General features: G+C 73.5%; 2 protein-coding genes (1 of these 2 cut by a window edge). Both read left to right on the top strand.

The features are described 5' to 3' along the window. On the top strand, positions 1 to 4077 hold the final stretch of the coding sequence (locus AB0395_RS21585) for a type I polyketide synthase (RefSeq protein ID WP_366283033.1). It extends 6717 nt beyond the left edge of the window; 4077 of the gene's 10794 nt are visible here — the last part of the coding sequence; its start codon lies beyond the left edge, outside the window; its stop codon occupies positions 4075 to 4077. Then, positions 4074 to 21020, top strand: a complete 16947-nt coding sequence (locus AB0395_RS21580) for an SDR family NAD(P)-dependent oxidoreductase (RefSeq protein ID WP_366283032.1) — start codon at positions 4074 to 4076, stop codon at positions 21018 to 21020. Before AB0395_RS21585 ends, AB0395_RS21580 begins: the two co-directional genes overlap by 4 nt.

The raw sequence follows: 21020 nt of genomic DNA, 5'->3' as shown, positions 1-21020 counted from the left end.
TTCGACGCGGACTTCTTCGGCATCAGCCCGCGCGAGGCCGCCGCGATGGACCCGCAGCAGCGGCTGCTGCTGGAGACAGTATGGGAGACGTTCGAACGCGCAGGCATCGACCCCGTTTCGGCCAGGGGCAGCGCCACCGGCGTGTTCGTCGGCCTGTCCTACCAGGGCTACGGGCTGGGGGCCGCGCCGGACGGCACCGAGGGTTACCTGCTGACCGGCACCACGACCAGCGTCGCGTCCGGGCGGCTGGCGTACGTCCTCGGATTGGAGGGCCCCGCGGTCACCGTGGACACGGCGTGCTCGTCCTCCCTGGTGGCACTGCATCTGGCGGTGCAGTCGCTGCGTACCGGTGAGTGCACGCTCGCCCTGGCCGGCGGAGCCACCGTGATGGCGACCCCCGGCACGTTCGTGGAGTTCTCCCGCCAGCGCGGGCTCGCGCCCGACGGCCGGTGCAAGGCGTTCTCCGACGACGCCGACGGCACGGGCTGGGCTGAGGGCGCCGGTGTCCTGCTCGTGGAACGGCTGTCCGACGCCCAGCGCAACGGACACCCCGTGCTGGCCGTCGTCCGGGGCAGCGCGGTCAACTCCGATGGCGCGAGCAACGGCCTCACCGCGCCCAACGGACCCGCGCAGCAGCGGGTCATCCGGACGGCGCTGGCGGCGGCCGGGCTCGGGCCGTCCGAGGTGGACGCCGTCGAGGCGCACGGCACCGGCACCGCGCTGGGCGACCCGATCGAGGCGCAGGCGCTGCTGGCCACCTACGGCCAGGACAGGGACGTCCCACTGCTGCTGGGCTCGGTCAAGTCCAACATCGGCCACACCCAGGCGGCGGCCGGTGCCGCCGGTCTGATCAAGATGGTCATGGCGATGCGGGAGGGTGTGCTGCCCAGGACGCTGCACGCGGAAACACCTTCCTCACACGTCGACTGGGACGGCGGCGCCGTACGGCTGCTGACCGAGCGGACCGACTGGCCCGGCACCGGTCGTCCGCGCCGGGCCGGGGTGTCCGCGTTCGGCATCAGCGGCACCAACGCCCACATCGTGCTGGAGCAGGCGCCGCCGGGCGCCGACGCCGCGGAGACACCCGTCGTCGGCCCCGTGCCGCTGGTGATCTCCGGACGCACCGAGGCGGGCCTGCGGGCACAGGTCTCCCGGGTGCTCGACCACCTGTGTCGGCGTGACGCCGGCGGGCTGCACGACATCGGCCGCTCGCTGGCGCTGGGCCGGGCCCAGCTCGACCACCGGGCCGTCGTCGTCGCCCACGACCATGACGAGGCGATCGCGCGACTGTCCGCGCTGCCGGCGAAGTCCCCGCTGGTCAAGACAAGCGGATACGCCGTGGTGTTCGGCGGCCAGGGCGCGCAGCACGCCGGCATGGGACGGGACCTGTACGCCGCGTTCCCCGTCTTCGCCGACGCGTTCGACGAGGTGTGCGCGCACTTCGACCTGCTGCTCGGACGGCCGCTGCGGGACGTCGTCCTCGGCGGCGACGAGGCCCTGCTGGCCCGCACGCAGTTCACCCAGCCCGCGCTGTTCGCGTTCGAGGTGGCCCTGTTCCGGCTGGCCGAGTCGTGGGGCCTGCGGCCGGAGTTCGTCGCCGGGCACTCCGTCGGCGGCATCACCGCCGCGTACGTGGCGGGGGTGTGGTCGCTGGCCGACGCGTGCGCGCTGCTGGCCACGCGGGCACGCCTGATGCAGTCCCTGCCACCCGGCGCCATGGCGGCCGTCGAGGCAGACGAGGAGGACGCGGCCGACGCCGCCGAACTGTCCGGCGTTGCGATCGCCGCGGTCAACGCACCGGGCTCGGTGGTGATCTCCGGTACGGAGTCCGAAGTGGACGCCGCCGTCGAGTGGTGCCGCGCACGGGGACGCCGGGCGACGCGGCTGAGGGTGAGCCACGCGTTCCACTCGCCGCTGATGGACGGCATGCTCGACGAGTTCGCCGTCGCCCTGCGTGGGCTGGCCTTCGCCGAGCCGACGATCCCGGTCGTGTCCGACCTCACCGGGCGGATCGCCACCGCCGCCGAACTGCGCGCGCCGGAGTACTGGGTGCGGCACGTGCGGTCGACGGTGCGCTTCGCCGACGTCGTCACGACCCTGCGCGGTGCCGGTGTCGGCGCCATCGTCGAGATCGGGCCGGACGCGACGCTGACGGCCGCGGTGCGGTCCGGCACCGACGTGCCGGCGATCGCGACCCAGCGGGCAGGCCGGCCCGAGATCGACACGTTCGTCGAAGCGGTCGGCGCCCTGCACGTCGCGGGCGTTCCCGTCGACTGGCCTGCCGTCTACCGGTCACTGGGCGGGCGGCGGGTGCCGGTGCCCACCACGGCGTTCCAACACCGCAGGTTCTGGCTCGATGTGCCCGGTGCCGCACCGGACACCGGTACGTGGACGCATCGCGTCGAGTGGGCCCCCGTCCCTGTCGGCGCCGGCACGATCAGCGGGGACTGGCTGGTCGTGGGGGACCGGGCACACGAGGTCGTCCGCCGGTGTGTGACGGCGCTGGAGTCGGCGGGGGCGCACGTGCGCGAGACAGTGGCTGATCCGGTGGCTGATCCGGTGGCTGATCCGGTGGCCGGTCCGGTGACCGGGGTGGTGTCGCTGCTCGCGTTGACCGTGGACGCGCCCGAGCTGCTCGCCCGTACGGCGCGGCTCGCAGAAGAGGTCGACGTTCCGCTGTGGCTGGTGACGTTCGGCGCCGACGGGGACACCGGGCAGGCGGCGCTGACCGGCCTCGGGCGCACGATCGCCGCCGAGCGGCCCCATCGCTGGGGCGGTCTCGCCGACCTGCCGCGCGACGCGTCGGAGGCGGACTTCCTGGCCCTGGCTGCCGCGATGGCCACCGCGGCGGAGGACCAGATCATGGTGCGCGCGGGCACGGTGCTCGCCGCACGGCTGCGCTCGGTGCCGCTGCCGTCGTCGACGACCTGGCGGCCCAGCGGAACGGTACTGGTCACCGGCGGTACCGGCGCGCTCGGCGCACACGTCGCGAGGTGGCTGGCACGATCGGGCGCGGAGCACATCGTGCTGGCCGGGCGCCGGGGCGCGGACGCCCCGGGCGCCGGTGAACTGGTCGCCGAGCTGACCGAACTCGGCGCGGAGGTCAACATCGTCGCCTGTGACGTCGCCGATCGTGCGGCGGTCGCCGAGCTGCTGGCGCAGTACCCGCCGTCCGCCGTCTTCCACACCGCCGGCGTGCTCGACGACGGTGTCCTCGGCGCGCTGACCCCGGACCGGTTCGAACGCGTCTGGCTGCCCAAGGCGGAGGCGGCCAGACACCTCGACGAACTCACCGGCGATCTCGACGCGTTCGTGCTGTTCTCCTCGATGGCGGGCACGCTCGGCAGTGCCGGGCAGGGCAACTACGCCGCCGCCAACGCCTTCCTGGACGCCCTGGCCCGCCGCCGCCATACCGAGGGCAAGCCCGCCGTCGCCGTCGCCTGGGGGCCGTGGGCGGGCGAGGGCATGGCAGCCGATCCCCGCGCGGTCGACCGGATGCGGCGCGGCGGCGTGCACCCGATGAACCCCGCTTCGGCCATCACCGTCCTACACCGCGCCCTGTCCGGCCCGGGTGGGGCGCTGGTCATCGCCGACGTCGACTGGAAGCCCTACGCCGAGGACAGCCGGGCCAGCCTGCTGGCGGGTCTGGTGGCGCGGCCGAGCGATACGCCCCCGACGGACTACGGCCAGGCGCCGCCGGCCGACCGGCAGCGGCTGCTGCTCGACGCCGTGCGCGCCCACGTCGCGGCCGTCCTCGGCCACGGCGGACCGGCGGAGGTCGACCCCAGCCGGTCCTTCCGCGACCTCGGGTTCGACTCGCTGAGCGCGGTCAACCTGCGCAACCGGCTGGCCGCCGACATCGGGCTTGATCTGCCGGCCGCGCTCGTGTTCAACCACCCCACACCTGCCGCGCTCGCCGGGCACCTGGTGTCCGCGCTGTTCGGAGATACGACCGCCGACCTCGCCGACCCCGGCGGCACGGGGGGACAGGCAACCGAGGAGAACGACCTCGACCTGGCCGAGGCAACCGACGACGAGCTCTTCAAGCTCTTGGACGAGGAGTTTGGCGACCGATGACCGACATCGAGACGGACAAGCTGCGGGCCTACCTCAAACGGGCCACGACGGATCTGCGCCGCGCTAACCGCAAGCTGGCCGAGCTGGAGGAACGCGACAGCGAGCCGATCGCGATCATTGGCATGGGTTGCCGGTTCCCCGGCGGTGTGCGCTCGCCCGACGACCTGTGGGACCTGGTGGCCGCGGGTACCGACGCACTCACGCCGCTGCCCGCCGACCGTGGCTGGGATCCTGATCTGGTCGACCCTGACCCCGGGCGGATCGGTCACGTCTACGCCGCCGAGGGCGGTTTCCTCACCTGCGCCACCGAGTTCGACGCGGACTTCTTCGGCATCAGCCCGCGTGAGGCGCTCGCCATGGACCCGCAGCAACGGCTGCTGCTGGAGACGGCGTGGGAGGCGTTCGAACGCGCCGGGATCGACTCCGCGCAGGCACGCGGCAGCCGTACCGGCGTGTTCGTCGGCACCAACGGCCAGGACTACCCGGCGGTGCTCATGCGCTCCCCCGAGGACTTCGAGGGCCACCTGGGCACCGGCAACGCGGCGAGCATCGCCTCCGGCCGGATCTCCTACCTCCTGGGCCTGGAGGGGCCGTCACTGACCGTCGACACCGCCTGCTCGGCGTCGCTGGTCGCGCTGCACCTGGCCGTCAGATCCCTGCGGGCGGGCGAATGCGGGCTCGCGCTCGTCGGGGGCGCCACGGTGATGGCCACCCCGGGCGCCTTCCTGGAGTTCTCCCGCCAACGCGGGCTCGCGCCCGACGGCCGGTGCAAGGCGTTCTCCGCCAACGCGGACGGCACCGGCTGGGGCGAGGGCGCCGCGGTGATCCTGGTTGAGCGGCTGTCGGACGCCCAGCGCAACGGCCACCCGGTGCTGGCGCTCGTACGCGGCAGCGCGGTCAACTCCGACGGCGCCTCCAACGGCCTGACCGCGCCCAACGGCCCCGCCCAGGAACGCGTGATCCGTGACGCGCTGGCGGCCGCCGGGCTCACGCCGTCCGACGTGGACGCCGTCGAGGCGCACGGCACCGGCACCAGGCTCGGCGACCCGATCGAGGCCGACGCGCTGCGGGAGGTCTACGGCCGGGACCGCGACCAGCCGCTGTGGCTGGGCTCAGTCAAGTCCAACATCGGCCACACCCAGGCCGCCGCCGGGCTGGCGGGCATCGTGAAGACCGTGCTGGCCCTGCGGCACGGCCGGCTGCCCAGGACGCTGCACGTGGGCACGCCGACACCGCAGGTCACCTGGTCGGGCATCCGTGTGCTCACCGAGCAGGTCGGCTGGCCGGAGACCGGCCGTCCGCGCCGGGCCGGGGTTTCGGCGTTCGGGGTCGGCGGCACCAACGCGCACGTCATCCTGGAACAGGCTCCGGAGCCTGAGCCGGGGCCGCTCGTCGTGGACGGCGCCGAGTCCGGCCCGGCGCTGTTCCCGCTCTCGGCCGCCGACCCCGTCGCATTGCGCGCGCAGGCGTCCACGCTCGCCGGCGTGGACGCGCCGTTCCTGCGGCTCGCCAGGGATCTCGCCACGACCCGCTCGCACCTGCGGGAGCGTGCCGTGATCGTGGCCGACGACCGTGACGAGCTGATGACCGGGCTGCGTGCCGTACGGACCGGCGAGAACGCGCCTTCTGTGCTGCGCGCGGTCAACCCGGCCCGGGGCCGGACCGCTTTCCTGTTCTCCGGTCAGGGGTCCCAGCGTGTTGGCGCGGGGCGTGAGCTGCACGCTCGTCATGTCGCGTTCGCGAGCGCCTTCGACGAGGTCGCCGAACAATGCGGCCTGCCGTTGCATGACATCGCCTTCGGCGGGGACGCGGCACGGCTGGACCGCACCGAGTTCACCCAGCCGGTCCTGTTCGCCGTCGAGGTCGCCCTGTTCCGCCTGCTGGAGAGCTGGGGGATCACCCCGGACTTTCTGCTCGGCCACTCCATCGGCGAACTCGCCGCCGCGCACGTCGCGGGTGTGCTCAGCCTGCCGGACGCGACCGGGCTGGCGGTGGCTCGAGGCGCGCTGATGCAGCGGCTGCCCGGCGGCGGCGCGATGGTGGCGGTCGAGGCGACGGCGGACGAGGTCCGGTCGCTGCTGGACGACCGGGTCGGACTGGCCGCCGTGAACGGTCCGTCGTCGGTCGTGCTGTCCGGCGACGAGCCGGCCGTGCTCGCCGTCGCCCAGGAGTTCGCCGCGCGTGGCCGCAGGATCAGCCGCCTGCGCGTGTCGCGCGCGTTCCACTCGCCCCGGATGCGGCCGATCGCCGAGGAGCTGCGCCAGATCGTCCGGGGCCTGACGTTCACCCGGCCCCGGCTGCCGATCGTGCCGAGCGGCCCCGGCGACGACCTGACCGATCCGGAGTACTGGGTACGGCAGGCCGTCGAAACCGTCCACTTCGCCGACGGGATGCGACGGCTGGGCGACAGCGGTGCGACGACGGCGGTGGAACTCGGCCCCGGCGGTGTTCTGGCGGCGCTCGCCGCGCGATGCCGGCCGGAGATCGTCGCCCTGCCGACGCTGCGGGAAGGCGTGGACGAGACCCGGTCGCTGCTCACGGCGGTGGGCCGGCTGCACGTGGAAGGAACCCCGGTCGGCTGGTCCGCCCTGTACGCCGAGGTGACCGGGCCGCGGGTCGAGCTGCCCACGTATCCGTTCCAGGGCAGGCGGTTCTGGCCCAGCCTCGCGCCGCCGGAGGCCAAGGGCCTGCGGTATCGGGTCGCCTGGGAGCCGGTCGAGCCCGCGGGACGCGCACTGTCCGGCCGCTGGCTCGTGGTCGCCCCGGAGATCGACGATCCTCTGGTGCCGACGGTGTTCGCCGCGCTCACGGAGGCCGGTGCCGAGCCGGTGACCACCGCGGACGGCGAGATCGCCGGTGTGCTGTCACTGCTGGCACTCGACGAGCGACCTCATCCCGACCACCCTGCCGTGCCGCGCGGCTACGCGCAGACCCTGGCCCTCGCCCAGACCGTCGATGCCCCGCTGTGGTGTCTGACCAGGGACGCCGTCGCCGTCACGGACGCGGACCAGGTCACCGGCTTCGCCCAGAGCCTGGTCTGGGGGCTCGGGCAGGTCGTCGGCATCGAGCACCCCGAGCGGTGGGGCGGGGTCGTCGACGTCTCCGACGGCTTCGACCCGAGTCTGCTCACCGGCCTCCTCGCCGCCCCCCTCGCCGAGGACCAGGCGGCGATCCGCGGCGGACGGCTCTACGGCCGCCGACTGGTCCACGCTGAGCAAGGGCCGTCCCGAGCGTGGCGACCGCGCGGCACCGTCCTGGTCACCGGCGCGACCGGAGCCCTCGGTGCGAAGGTGTCCCGTTGGCTGGCCGCCAACGGCGCGCCGCACCTGCTGCTGACCAGCCGCAGCGGCGACGGCGCCCCCGGCGCCGCCGAACTCGTCCGCGACCTGCGCGAGCTGGGCGCACACGTGACGCTGGCACGCTGCGACATCGGCGACCGCGACGCCGTCCGGGACCTGCTCGCCGGGCAGGAGGAGCCGGTGAGCGCCGTCTTCCACACCGCAGCCGTGCTCGACGACGGAATGCTCGACGACCTGGGGCCCGAGCGGGCGGACGCGGTGCTGCGCATCAAGGCCCGAGGCGCCGAGATCCTGCACGAGCTGACCGGCGACCTCGACGCGTTCGTGGTGTTCTCCTCCAGCTCCGGCATCCTCGGCGGCGCGGGACATGGCAACTACGCGCCCGGCAACGCCTTCCTGGACTCCTTCGCCCGCCACCGCCGCGCCCTGGGACTGCCCGCGACGTCGATCTCGTGGGGCCCGTGGGACGGCGGGGGCATGGCGGACGGCGCGGTCGGGGACCGGCTCCGCCGCTACGGCGTACGGCCGATGGACCCGCGGCGCGCGCTCGCCGAGCTCGGCCGTGTACTCGCCGACGACCTGGCACACGTCGTCGTCACCGACGTCGACTGGCCGCTGTTCGCCGCGGGCTTCCCGGACGGGCGCCGCCTGCTGGCCTCGCTGGCCGACCGGCCCACAGCCCCGCAGCCGGAGCAGGCGGCGGCGACCGGCCTGGCCGTACTGCCTCCCGAGGAACGCCTACGGGCGGCGGTACGGCTGGTCCGAACCACCGTCGCCACCGTGCTCCGTCACGCCGACGCGGCGTTGATCGGCACGACCAGGCCGTTCGGCGAACTGGGCTTCGACTCGCTGACCGCGCTGGAGTTGCGGGGCGCGCTGCGTCAGGCCACCGGCCTTGACCTGCCCGCGACCCTGGTTTTCGACCACCCGACGCCACAGGCCGTCGCCGAGCACCTCGTCGCGCTGCTGTCCGGCGCCGACCACGGCGCGCCGACGCGATCGGTCGGCCGCGCCCCCGGCGAGCCCATCGCGATCGTGGCGATGAGCTGCCGGCTCCCCGGCGGGGTGAGCTCCCCGGAGGACCTGTGGCAGCTCGTGCTGTCCGGCACCGACGCCGTCACCGGGCTGCCGACCGACCGCGGCTGGGACGTCGACGGGCTCTACGACCCGGATCCGGACGCGCTCGGCCGCTCCTACACCCGTGAGGGCGGCTTCCTCACCGGGGCCACCGAGTTCGACGCCCGATTCTTCGGCATCAGCCCGCGGGAGGCGCTGGCCATGGACCCGCAGCAGCGCCTGCTGCTGGAGGTCTCGTGGGAGCTGTTCGAACGCGCCGGGCTCAACCCCGCCGCGCTGCGCGGCAGCCGTACCGGCGTGTTCGTGGGCACGACCGGGCAGGACTACGTGCCGCTGCTGCTCGCCTCGGATGACCCCGTCGAAGGCCATCTCAGCACCGGCACCGCGGGCAGCGTCGCCTCAGGGCGGCTCGCGTACGCGTTCGGCCTGGAGGGCCCAGCCATCACCGTCGACACCGCATGCTCCTCGTCGCTGGTCGCCCTGCACCTGGCGGTGTCAGCACTGCGGACGGGCGAGTGCTCGATGGCGCTTGCCGGTGGGGTGACCGTGATGTCCACCCCGGGCACGTTCATCGAGTTCTCCCGGCAGCGAGGGCTGGCCGCGGACGGCCGGTGCAAGGCGTTCGCCGAGGGTGCCGACGGCTTCGGCCCCGGCGAGGGCGTCGGCGTGTTGCTGCTGGAGCGGCTGTCCGACGCCCGGCGCAACGGCCACCGGGTGCTGGCCTTGCTGCGCGGCAGCGCGGTCAACTCCGACGGGGCCTCCAACGGTCTGACCGCACCGAACGGGCCGTCCCAGCAGCGCGTCATCCGCGCCGCGCTCGCCGATGCCCAGCTGTCCGCGGCGGACGTCGACGTGGTCGAGGCGCACGGAACCGGTACGGCACTGGGCGACCCGATCGAGGCGCAGGCGCTGCTGGCCACCTACGGCCAGGAACGCCGTTCCCCGCTGCTACTGGGCTCGGTGAAGTCCAACATCGGCCACACGCTCGGCGCGGCGGGCGTGGCGGGCGTGATCAAGACCGTGATGGCGATGCGCGTGGGCGTCGTGCCGCCCACGCTGCACATCGGGCAGCCGACCTCACACGTCGACTGGTCCGGCAGCCGCATCGAGCTGGTCACCCGCCCCACCGACTGGCCTGCGACCCACGGATCGCGCAGGGCGGGCGTCTCGTCGTTCGGCATGAGCGGCACCAACGCCCACGTCGTGCTGGAGCAGGCCCCGCCGACGCCGGTGGACACGGTCGTGCGGACACCGCCCGCACACCTGCCGCTACCGCTGTCGGCGGCGGACGGCCCCGCGCTTGCCGCCCAGGCCGAGCGGCTGGCCAGGACGATCGAGGCCGGGGCCGACCTGCTCGACGTCGCTTTCTCGCTGGCCACCTCGCGAGCCCATCTGGAGCAGCGGGCCGTGGTGCTCGCCCAGAACGGCGCCGAGGCCGTCACCGCGCTGCGTGAGCTGGCCGCAGGCCGGATCTCGCCGACGGTGGTCACCGGCACCGCGCACGGGGGGCAGCTCGCATTCCTGTTCGCCGGGCAGGGAACGCAGCGGCTGGGCATGGGGCGCGCCCTGTACGACGCGTTCCCGGTGTTCGCCGGGGCGTTCGACGAGATCTGCGCCGCGTTCGCAGGCCACATCCGGCTCCCGCTCGCCGACGTCGTCTTCGGCGAGGAGGCCGCGTCGCTCGACCGCACCGAGATCACCCAGCCCGCGCTGTTCGCACTGGAGGTGGCGCTGTTCCGGCTGCTGGACAGCTGGGGCGTGCGACCGGACGCGCTGCTTGGCCACTCCGTCGGCGAGCTGGCCGCCGCCCACGTCAGCGGGGTCTTGTCGCTGCCGGACGCCTGCCTGCTGGTCGGCGCGCGCGGCCGGCTGATGCAGTCACTGGCCGACGACGGCGCGATGGTGTCGATCGCCGCGGGTGAGGACGTGGTGCGCTCATGGCTGGTCGGCCGTGCCGACATCGCGGCGGTCAACGGGCCCGCGGCGACCGTCGTCTCCGGTGCGGCCGACGCGGTCGCCCGCATCGAGGAGATCGCCGCCGGACAGGGGATCCGAACCCGCCGCCTGCGCGTGGACCGGGCGTTCCACTCACCGCTGGTGGACGCCGTGCTCGACGAGTTCGCGCGAATCGCCGAGACCGTACGGTTCCAGCCGCCGCGAATCCCAATCGTCTCCAACGTCACGGGCGAGTTCGCGTTGTCCATGACCGCCGACTACTGGGTGCGTCACATCAGGCAGGCCGTACGCTTCGGCGACGGCGTACGGACCCTGCTGCACGAAGGCGTTCGCACGTTCGTCGAACTGGGGCCGGACGGAGTGCTGTCCGCGCTGGCCAGGTCGGGGACGGACGCCGAGGGCGTGGTGTTCGCGCCGACGCAGCGCCGGACCGGTTCCGGCGTGCACGCGGTCCTGTCCGCCCTTGCCCAGGTCCAGGTGACGGGCGGTCACGTGGATTGGGCCCGCGTGTTCGCCGGCACGAGGGCGCGGCTCGTCGACCTGCCGACCTACGCCTTCCAGCGCAGCCGCTACTGGCCGACGCTGCGCGACGGACATCCCGTCAGGGCGACGCGCCCCGGCACGGAGGCGTCCGTCCAGCCGGTCTCCGGGCCGATGACATCTGAGGCGAACCGCCTGGTCGCGCTGCCCGACGACCAGCGCGAAGCGGCCGTGCTCGACCTCGTGCGCGCACAGGCGGCCGCGGTACTCGGGCTCACCTCCGTGGCCGAGGTCAGGTCCGGCAAGGCGTTCCGTGACCTCGGCCTGGACTCGATCACCGCGGTGGACCTGCGCAACCGGCTCGCCGGTCTGCTCGGCCGGCCGTTACCCGCGACGCTGGTGTTCGATCACCCGACACCGCGCGCCCTGGCCGGGTTCGTGCTGGCCGAGCTCACCGCCGCCGACACGGCCGTCGCGACGCCCGTCGTCTCGGCCGCCGACCGGGACCCGATCGTCATCGTCGGCATGGACTGCCGCTACCCGGGCGGCGTGCGCTCGGCCGACGAGCTGTGGCAACTGGTCGTGAACGGGCGGGACGCCATATCGTGCTTCCCCGCCGATCGCGGCTGGGACCTCGGTTCGCTCTACGATCCGCGACCCGGCGTTCCCGGCCGCTGTTACACCGACCAGGGCGGCTTCCTCGACGACGTGGCCCTGTTCGACCCGGCACTGTTCGGGATCTCGCCGCGTGAGGCGCTGGCGATGGACCCGCAGCAGCGGTTGCTGCTCGAGACCGCCTGGGGCGCCCTCGAGCACGCCGGAATCGATCCCACCTCGGTCCGGGGCCGTCGCGCCGGAACGTTCGTCGGCATCAGCGTGCAGGACTACGTCAACCTCGCCGCCACCTCGGCCGACGACCTCGGCGGCTACGTGGGCACCGGCAACGCGGGCAGCGTCGTGTCCGGCAGGCTGGCCTACGTCTTCGGCCTGGAAGGCCCGGCGGTCACCGTGGACACGGCCTGCTCGTCGTCTTTGGTGGCGCTACATCTGGCGGCGCAGTCGCTGCGGTCCGGCGAATGCGATCTCGCGCTCGCCGGCGGCACCACGATCATGTCCACACCGGCGGCGTTCGTGGAATTCTCCCGCCAGCGGGGCCTGTCCCCGGACGGCCGGTGCAAGGCGTTCTCGGACGCCGCCGACGGCACCGGCTGGTCCGAGGGCGCCGGCCTTCTCGTACTGGAACGGCTGGCGGACGCTCGCCGTAACGGCCACACCGTGCTCGCGGTCGTCGCCGGTAGCGCCGTCAACCAGGACGGCGCGTCGAACGGGTTGACCGCGCCGAACGGGCCGTCGCAGCAGCGGGTGATCCGCGCCGCGCTGGCGAATGCCGGTCTGTCCGCCTCGGAGGTCGATGTGGTGGAGGCGCATGGCACGGGCACGCGTCTTGGTGATCCGATCGAGGCGCAGGCGTTGCTGGCGACCTATGGCCAGGATCGTGATCGTCCGTTGTGGCTGGGGTCGTTGAAGTCGAACATCGGGCATTCGCAGGCCGCCGCGGGGGTCGGCGGTGTGATCAAGATGGTGATGGCGATGCGGCACGGCGTGCTGCCCAAGTCGCTGCACGTCGGCACGCCGTCATCCGAAGTGGACTGGGACGCCGGCGATGTCCGGCTGTTGACGGAGAACCGGGAGTGGACCGGGCAACGCCGGGCGGGCGTGTCGTCGTTCGGCATGAGCGGCACCAACGCGCACGTCGTGCTCGCACAGCTGCCCGTCGACGCCGGCGAACCCGTCGACCCCGAGGTGAAACCGCCGCTCTACCCCGTCGCGCTGTCCGCGACGAGCGCCGAGGGACTCGTTGACCAGGCGCGGCGGCTGCGTGATTTCCTCACCGAGGACATGCCGGTCCGGGACGTCGGGCTGTCCTCCTTCACCACCAGGGCCGCGCTGGAGCATCGTGCCGTGGTGCTCGCCGAGCAGCCGTCCGACCTGGTGGACACCCTGTCCGCGCTCGCCGAGGGACGTCCGTCGCCCCGGTGTCGTACCGGCGTCGCCGATGAGGGCCGGTTGGCGGTGTTGTTCGCGGGCCAGGGGTCGCAGCGGGCGGACATGGGGCGTGAGCTGGCCACGGTGTTCCCGGTGTTCGCGCAGGCGTGGGACACGGTGGCGGAGACGTTCGGCGCGGTCGCGGGGCGGGTGCGTCTCGAGGGCGATGTGTCGCGGACCGAGGTGGCGCAGCCGGCGTTGTTCGCGTTCGAGGTGGCCCTGTTTCGGCTGCTGGAGTCGTGGGGGGTGCGGCCGGACGCGGTGATGGGGCATTCGCTGGGGGAGATCACCGCCGCCTATGTGGCGGGGGTGTTCTCGCTGGAGGACGCGTGCTTGATCGTGGCCGAGCGGGCCCGGTTGATGCAGGCGCTGGAGGCGGGCGCGATGGTGGCGTTGCCGGTGCCGGAGAAGCGGGTGGCCGAGGTGCTGGCGGGCCGGGTGTCGATCGCCGCGGTGAACGGCCCGGAGTCGGTGGTGATCTCCGGCACCGAGCGGGACGTGCTGGCGGTGGCGGCCCGATTCGGGCGCTGGCGCAGACTCCCGGTGGGACACGCCTTCCACTCACCGCTGGTCGAACCCATGCTGGAGGAGTTCCACCGGGTGCTGCAGCGGGTGGAGTTCCGTCCGCCGCGACTGGCCCTGGTGTCCAACGTGACGGGCGCGATCGCCGATCCGGAACGGGTGTGCACGGCCGAGTACTGGGTGGAGCACGTACGGGCCGCGGTGCGGTTCGCCGACGGCGTCGAGGCGCTGGGCGCGCCGGTGCTGTGCGAGATCGGGCCCGACGGGGTGCTGTCGGGGCTGACCGGCGCGATCGCGACGCAACGGGCGGATCGCCCCCAGGCCGAGACGTTGCTCGGCGCGGTGGGCGAATTGTTCGTCCGCGGTGCCGGTGTCGACTGGCCGTCGGTGTTCGCGGGGACGGGGGCCCGTCGTGTCCCGCTGCCCACCTACGCCTTCCAGCACCGGCGGTTCTGGGCGGTCCCGGCCCCGGGCGGCGACGTGTCGGCCGCCGGTCTCGCGCGGGCGGCGCACCCCTTCCTGGGCGCGGTGCTGCCACTGGCCGACGGGCGGCAGATCATCCTGACCGGACAGTTGTCCACCCACACCCACCCCTGGCTGGCCGACCATGTCGTCAACGGCGCCGTGCTGCTCCCGGGAACGGCCTTCCTCGAACTCGCCGTGCGCGCGGCCGACGAGGCCGGGTGCGCGGTCGTCGAGGAGCTGAGCCTGGCCACGCCGCTCGTGCTGACCGACAAGGCCAGCAAGGCCGGGCTGCAGGTGGTCGCCGACGAGCCCGACGACACCGGCCGCCGGGCCCTGCGCGTCTACTCGCGGCCCGCCACCACGGACGACGGGCCGTGGACCCTGCACGCCACCGGTGTGCTCGCCGAGCAGGCGACGACCCCGGCATGGGACCTGGTGGCGTGGCCGCCGCCCGGGGCCGTCCCTATAGAGGTCGACGGGCTCTACGAGGCGTTGGCGCAGGCCGGATTCGGGTACGGCCCCACCTTCCGGGGCCTGCGTGCCGCGTGGCGGCTCGGCGACGACATTCTCGCGGAGGTCGAGCTGACAACCGACGCCACGGGCTTCGCGATCCACCCCGCGCTGTTCGACGCGGCACAGCACGCCGTACTGCTCGGCGGGTTCCTCCCGGCCGACGCGGGCTGGCTGCCGTTCTCCTGGAGCGGGGTCTCGGTCACCGCGTCCGGTGCCACCCAGGCCAGGGTGCGGATGTCGCCGGCACGAGGCGATGCGGTCTCGCTGCTGGTCGCCGACGCGGACGGCATGCCCATCGCCGCCGTGGACTCGCTCGCCTTCCGCCCGGCGGAGCCGTCGGTCCCGGTCGTCGACCACGGCCGGGACGCGTTGTTCCACCTCACCTGGGCCGACCGTCACCTCGCCGAGGGCGGTCCGGTGCCGGTCGTGCTGGACGGCTCCCTGGCGAGCCTGCGTGCGCACCCCGCCCCGCCCGTCGTGCTGATCGATGCGCACGGCGAGGCACGGGACGCCCTGCACGAGATGCTCGCGCTGAGCAACGAATGGCTGGCCGACGACCACTGGGCCGCCTCACGTCTGGTCATCCGTACCCGGCACGCCGTCGCCACCGGTCCGCAGGACCGCACCCACGACCCCGCCATGGCCGCGGTCTGGGGTTTCGTACGCTCGGCGCAGCTGGAGCACCCCGAGCGCTTCCAACTGGTCGACTCGGACGGCACCCGGGCGTCAGAGGACGCGCTGGCGGCGGCGATCGACACGGGGGAAGCACAGCTGGCACTCCGTGACGGCCGGGCAAGCACGCCGCGGCTTACCAGGGCGGTGCCGGCACTGGTGCCGCCCACCGATCAGCCCTGGCGGCTCGGCCTCGTCGGCCAGGGCAGCCTGGACGGGCTCGCGCTCGTCGCCGACCCCGCGGTGGCCGCGCCGGCTCCGCACGGCTGCGTCCGTGTCGCGATCCGCGCCGCGGGCCTGAACTTCCGGGACGTCCTCAACGCGCTCGGCATGTACCCGGGTGACGCCGGTCTGCTGGGCAACGAGGGGGCGGGCGTCGTGCTCGAGGTCGGCCCCGGCGTCACCGACCTGGCTCCCGGCGACCGAGTCATGGGTCTGGTACCCGGGGCGTTCGCGACGATGGCCCTGGTGGACCGGCGGCTGCTCATCCGCGTCCCCGACGGATGGACCTTCGCCCGTGCCGCGTCGCTTCCGATGGCCTACCTGACCGCCTACTACGCGCTGGTCGACCTCGCCGGTCTGAAGCCCGGCGAGTCCGTGCTGATTCACGCGGCGGCGGGCGGCGTCGGCATGGCGGCAGTCCGCCTGGCACAGCACCTCGGTGCCACCGTCTACGCTACGGCGAGCCCGCCGAAGTGGCCCGTGGTGCGGGACCTGGGCGTGCCCGGCAGCCATATCGCCTCCTCCCGCACCCTGGAGTTCCGCGAGCGGTTCGCCCACGGCGTCGACGTCGTACTGGACGCGCTGTCCGGCGAGTTCGTCGACGCCTCGCTGGACCTGATCGCCCCCGGCGGCCGCTTCGTGGAGATGGGCAAGACCGACATCCGCGACGCCGACGAGGTGGCCGCCGCGTACCCCGGTGTGTCCTACCGCGCGTTCGACCTGATCGAGGCGGGCCCGGACCGGATCCAGCAGATGCTCACCGAGATCGTCGCCCTGCTCGCCGACGGCACGCTGGCTCCGCTGCCGCTGACCGCCTGGGACGTGCGCCGGGCCCCGGAGGCGTTCCGCCATGTCAGCCAGGCCCGCCATATCGGCAAGGTGGTGCTGACCGTCCCGGCCCCGCTGGACCCTGACGGCACGGTCCTGGTCACCGGTGGCACCGGTTCGCTCGGCGGCCTCATCGCGCGTCACCTGGTCACGACGCACGGTGTGCGCCGGCTGCTGCTGACCAGCCGGCGTGGCCTGCGGGCCGAGGGAGCCGCCGAACTCGTCGCCGAGCTGACCGGGCTCGGCGCCCACGTGGACGTCGCCGTGTGCGACGTCGCCGACCGTGCCGCCCTGGCCCGGCTACTGGCGGACGTTCCGGGCGACCATCCGCTCACCGGCGTCGTGCACACGGCCGGTGTCTCCGACGACGGAGTGCTGGAGTCGCTGACCCCGCAGCGGATCGACGCCGTGCTGGTGCCGAAGGCCCACGCCGCGGTGGCCCTGTCCGAGCTGACCGAGCACGCGGACCTCGCCCTGTTCGTGCTGTTCTCCTCGGTGGCCGGTCTGCTGGGCAGCCCGGGACAGGCGAACTACTCGGCGGCCAACGGCCTGCTGGACGGCCTCGCGCGTCAACGCGGCGCACGCGGCCTGCCCGCACAGGCGCTGGAATGGGGACTCTGGGCCGAAGGCAGCGTGCGCAGCGGCATCAGCGGTCATCTCACGACCGCCGACATCGACCGCCTGACCCGCACCGGCCTGACACCGCTGGACGCCGAACGGGGACTGGCCCTGTTCGACCTCGCGACCGCGCTGCCCGAGCCGGTGCTCGCCCCCGTACCGGTCGACACCTCGGTGCTGCGCAGGCACGCGGACAGTGTGCCGCCGATGTTACGCGGCCTGGTACGGGTGCCCGGCCGCCGTACGGTGACCGCCGCCAAGGCCGGTGACGAGCTGTCCCGGCTCTCGCCCGACGAGCGGGCCCGCGCGCTGGGCGATCTCGTCCGCGCGCACACCGCGGCCGTGCTCGGGCACGACGACTCCGGTGCGGTCGACCCCGGCCGGCCCTTCCGAGACCTCGGCTTCGACTCGCTGACCTCGGTCGAGCTGCGCAACCGGCTGGCCGCCGCCACCGGTGTCCGGTTGCCCGCGACGCTGGTGTTCGACCACCCGACGCCGGTCCGGCTGGTGGAGTTCCTGGACGGGGAGCTGTTCGGCACGCTCGTCGAGCAGCAGACCGCGGCCGCCGGGCCCGTCGACGGCGATCCGGTGGCGATCGTGGCGATGGGCTGCCGGTTCCCCGGCGGGGTGACCTCCCCCGACGAGCTGTGGCGGCTGGTCGTGGACGGGCGGGACGTCATCTCCGCCTTCCCCGCCGACCGCGGCTGGGACGTCGAGCGGCTCTACGATCCCGACCGCGCCCGGCCCGGCACGTCGTCGGTGCGCGAGGGCGGATTCCTGACCGCCGCGGGTGGCTTCGACCCGGCGTTCTTCGGGATCTCGCCGCGTGAGGCACTGGTCATGGACCCGCAACAGCGCGTCCTGCTGGAGATCTCCTGGGAGACTTTCGAGCAGGCGGGGATCGACCCGGCGACCGCGCGCGGCAGCCGGACCGGCGTGTTCGTCGGCGCGTTCGACCAGGCATACGGGGCGCTGGCCGGTCCGGCCCGCGACGAGCTGGAGGGCTACTTCCTCACCGGTAACGCGGCGAGTGTGATCTCCGGCCGCGTCGCCTACACGTTCGGGCTGGAGGGCCCCACCCTGACCGTCGACACGGCGTGTTCGTCGTCGCTGGTGGCGTTGCATCTGGCGGCGCAGGCGCTGCGGTCGGGGGAGTGCTCACTCGCACTCGCCGGTGGTGTGACCGTCATGTCCAACCCGGGAGTGTTCGTCGAGTTCTCCCGGCAGGGCGGGCTGGCGCCGGACGGCCGGTGCAAGGCGTTCTCGGACGCCGCCGACGGCACCGGCTGGTCGGAGGGCGCCGGTGTGCTGTTGCTGGAGCGGCTGTCGGATGCCCGCCGCAACGGTCATCCGGTGCTGGCCGTGCTGCGCGGTAGCGCGGTGAACTCCGATGGCGCGTCGAACGGGCTGACCGCGCCGAACGGGCCGTCGCAGCAGCGGGTGATCCGCGCCGCGCTGGCGAATGCCGGTCTGTCCGCCTCGGAGGTCGATGTGGTGGAGGCGCATGGCACGGGCACGCGTCTTGGTGATCCGATCGAGGCGCAGGCGTTGCTGGCGACCTATGGCCAGGATCGTGACCGTCCGTTGTGGCTGGGGTCGTTGAAGTCGAACATCGGGCATTCGCAGGCCGCCGCGGGGGTCGGCGGTGTGATCAAGATGGTGATGGCGATGCGGCACGGCGTGCTGCCCAAGTCGCTGCACGTCGGCACGCCGTCATCCGAAGTGGACTGGGACGCCGGCGATGTCCGGCTGTTGACGGAGAACCGGGAGTGGACCGGGCAACGCCGGGCCGGTGTGTCCGCGTTCGGCGTCAGCGGCACCAACGTCCACGTGATCATCGAACACGCCGAAGAACCGTCACAGCAGGCGATGCCCCTCGCCCCCGCCCTGCCGGGCGCCGTACCGGTCGTCGTCTCGGCGCGGTCCCGCTCCGCCCTTCGCGCGCAGGCCGCGAACCTGGCCGAGCACCTGGCCGAGCACCTGTCCGAGCACTTGGCCGCGACCGACGTCGCGCTGGCCGACATCGCGCACTCGCTGGCCACAGGCCGGTCCGCCTTCGAATACCGGGCCGTGGTCGTCGCCGGCGACCACGAGGCCACGATCGCGGGACTGCGGGCGATCGCCGCCGGAGAACCCGCACCGTCGGTCGTCACCGGGCAGGTGTCCGGCGGCAGGCTCGCCATGATGTTCGCGGGCCAGGGCACCCGGCTCGCGGGCGTGGCCGAGCGCTTCGCCCGTGCCGTCCCGCTGTTCGGTCAGGTGCACACCGAGGTTTCCGCCCGGCTGGCGGTCGGGGAAGACCTGACACGCACCGAGTTCGCCCAGCCCGCCTTGTTCGCCTTCGAGGTGGCGCTGTTCCGCGTTCTCGAGTCCTGGGGTGTCTCGCCGGACGTGGTGCTGGGCCACTCGCTCGGCGAGATCGCCGCCGCGCACGTCGCCGGCGTGTTCTCCCTCGACGACGCGTGCCTGATCGTGTCCGAACGGGCCCGGCTGATGCAGGCGATGCGGCCCGGCGTCATGGTGGCCCTGCCGGTGTCCGAGGACGAGGTGCTGCCGCTGCTGACCGGCCAGGTTTCGGTGGCCGCGGTGAACGGGCCGGGGTCGGTCGTGATCGCGGGCGCCGAGGACGAGGTTCTCGCCATCGCGGCCAGGTTTGACCGGTCGCGCCGCCTGCCGGTGACCCGCGCGTTCCACTCGCCGCTGATGGAGCCGATGCTGGCGGAGTTCCGGACGATCCTGGACCGTGTCGAGTTCTCCGTCCCGCGAATCACCCTGGTCTCCGGCGGGGATGTCACCGATCCGGACCACTGGGTCCGCCACGCCCGGGATACGGTCCGCTTCGGCGACGCCGTACGCGGGGCGGAGTCGATGGGGGCGCGCACCTTCCTGGAAATCGGGCCCGATGGTGTGCTGTCGGGTCTCGCCTCGGACAACCTCGGTGACGACACCACCGTCATCCCCTCCGCGAACGGGCCACTCGACGTCGTGGCGGCACTGCACGTCGCCGGGCACCGGATCGACTGGGCCGCCCTGCTCGGCCCGGCTCGGCGGGTGAGCCTGCCGACCTACGCGTTCCAGCGCATCCGGTACTGGCTTGAGCCGGTCGTGCCCGAACCGCCCGAGCCCCGGACGCTCGCGGTGCCCGCGCCACGTGCCGAGATCGTCGACGAGGGCGAGCCGGACATCGAACGCCTGGTGCGCGTCGAGGTCGCGGCGGTGCTCGGCTACGTCGATCCTGCCGATGTCGAACCGGACCGCGCCTTCCTCGAACTCGGCTTCGACTCACTGGCGATCGCGGGGTTGCGGGCACGCCTGCGCCGGTCGGCGGGGATCAGCCTGTCCGCCGACGCGCTGTTCGAGTACCCGACACCGCGGGCACTGGCCGCGTTCGTCGCCGACCGGCGCACCGGCACCAGCACGCTGGAGCAGGAACACGAGGGCCCGGTCACCAGCCTGTTCCGCCGTGCCTTCGCGCAGGGGGGCTACCAGCAGGCATGCGACCTGGTGACCCTCGCCGCGACCTTACGGCCGACGTACGGCGTGGCCGATGCGCGCGGTGACGCCGCCCCGGTACGGCTGTGCGACGGCGGACACGGCGAACCGCTGCTGTGCGTGCCGTCGCTGGTGGCTCCGGTGACCCCGGTGCAGTTCGCGAAGTTCGCCACCGCGCTGCGCGGACGGCGGGAAGTGTGGGTGCTGCCCACTCCCGGCTACGGCAGGGGCGAGTCGCTCCCCGCAGACCTGGCCGCGGCGGCCGCGCGACACGCGGACGTCATTCGGCGCGGATTCGGTGACGCGCCGGTCACCCTGGTCGCGTACTCCTCGGGCGGATGGCTGGCGCACGAGCTCGCGGCACGCCTGGAAGCCGACGGTACGCCGCCGCGGGCACTGGTGCTGCTGGACAGTCCCGCGGGCCCCGGTGAGCACCTCGCCGTGCGGATGGCGGCCACCACACACCGGCTGCTGGAACAGGCCCCGCAGCTGCCGGTCGACGACGACCAGCTCACCGCGATGGCCTGGTACGCCCGGCTGTTCGAGTCCTGGGCCCCACGCGCGACAACCGTGCCGACGCTGTTCGTGCGGGCGGGCGAGTTCGTACCGGACCTGCTCGCGGGCGGCACGCGGCCGTCATGGCCGCTTCCCAGCACCGTGCGGGAGGTGACCGGCAACCACTTCACCCTGTTGGACGAGTACGCAGGCACGACCGCGACCGCGGTGTACCGCTGGCTGAACGACCGGCACTGA

Source organism: Streptosporangium sp. NPDC051023 (assembly GCF_040689595.1).
In the GTDB taxonomy this organism is placed as follows: domain Bacteria; phylum Actinomycetota; class Actinomycetes; order Streptosporangiales; family Streptosporangiaceae; genus Streptosporangium.
Note: the sequence above shows the minus strand (reverse complement) of the source record. Positions and strands in the feature narration are given on the sequence as shown.

Bases quoted from the DNA above. Each gene is read 5' to 3' on its own strand.
- AB0395_RS21580 (WP_366283032.1), top strand. From the start codon at position 4,074: ATGACCGACATCGAGACGGACAAGCTGCGGGCCTACCTCAAACGGGCC.